The sequence below is a fragment of the Pseudonocardia halophobica genome (assembly GCF_027922425.1).
Lineage (GTDB): Bacteria > Actinomycetota > Actinomycetes > Mycobacteriales > Pseudonocardiaceae > Pseudonocardia > Pseudonocardia halophobica.
The window spans coordinates 1-1,100 of record NZ_BSFQ01000136.1 but is presented as its reverse complement, the minus strand read 5'-3'; the positions used below and the strand labels follow the sequence as shown (position 1 = coordinate 1,100).

The 1,100-nt window shown below is 71.2% G+C and carries 1 protein-coding gene; it reads left to right on the top strand.

The features are described from left to right. On the top strand, positions 1-1,100 hold a 1,100-nt coding region (mmsA, locus tag PKE99_RS37685; RefSeq protein ID WP_271215047.1), incomplete at both ends, for a CoA-acylating methylmalonate-semialdehyde dehydrogenase.

The following is a 1,100-nucleotide window of genomic DNA, read 5'->3' as shown; positions in this document are numbered from 1 at the left end:
TACCACTGGGCCAACGGCCAGAAGGTCGATGGCAAGTCCGGCCGGTTCTCGGACGTGACGAACCCGGCCACCGGCGAGGTCTCCGCGTCGCTGCCGTTGGCGTCGGAGGAGGAGGCCGCGGAGGTCATCGCGGCGGCGAAGGCGGCGTTCCCGGCCTGGCGGGACACCTCGCTGGCCAAGCGGACCCGGATCCTGTTCAAGTTCCGTGAGCTGCTCGACGAGCGGGCGGGCGAGCTGGCGGCGATCATCACCTCCGAGCACGGCAAGGTGCTCTCCGACGCCGCGGGTGAGGTCGCCCGCGGGCAGGAGGTCGTGGAGTTCGCCTGTGGCGCCCCGCACCTGCTGAAGGGTTCGGCCACGGAGAACGCCTCGACGAACGTGGACGTGGCGTCGATCCGCCAGCCGCTGGGCGTGGTCGGGATCATCTCGCCGTTCAACTTCCCGGCGATGGTGCCGATGTGGTTCTTCCCGGTCGCGATCGCCGCGGGCAACACCGTGGTGCTCAAGCCGTCGGAGAAGGTGCCGACCGCGGCGCTGTGGATGGCCGAGCTGTGGAAGGAGGCGGGGCTGCCCGACGGCGTGTTCAACGTGCTCAACGGCGACAAGACCGCGGTCGACGCCCTGCTGACCAGCCCCGACGTTCGCAGCATCTCGTTCGTGGGCTCGACGCCGATCGCCCGCTACGTCTACGAGACCGGCACGGCGCACGGCAAGCGGGTGCAGGCGCTGGGCGGGGCGAAGAACCACATGGTGGTGCTGCCCGACGCCGACCTGGACCTGGCGGCCGACCAGGCGATCAACGCCGGGTTCGGCTCGGCGGGTGAGCGCTGCATGGCGATCTCGGCGCTGGTCGCGGTCGGCGACATCGCCGACACCCTCGTCGACAAGATTCGCGAGCGGGCCGTCGCACTGCGCACCGGTGACGGCACCCGGGGCTGCGACATGGGCCCGCTGGTGACCCGGGTGGCGCAGGAGCGGGTCTCGGGTTACATCGACGCCGGTGAGTCGGCGGGCGCCACGCTGGTGGTCGACGGGCGGCAGGGCGAGTTCGACGCGGACGGGGCCGGGTTCTTCGTGGCCCCGACGCTGTTCGACAACGT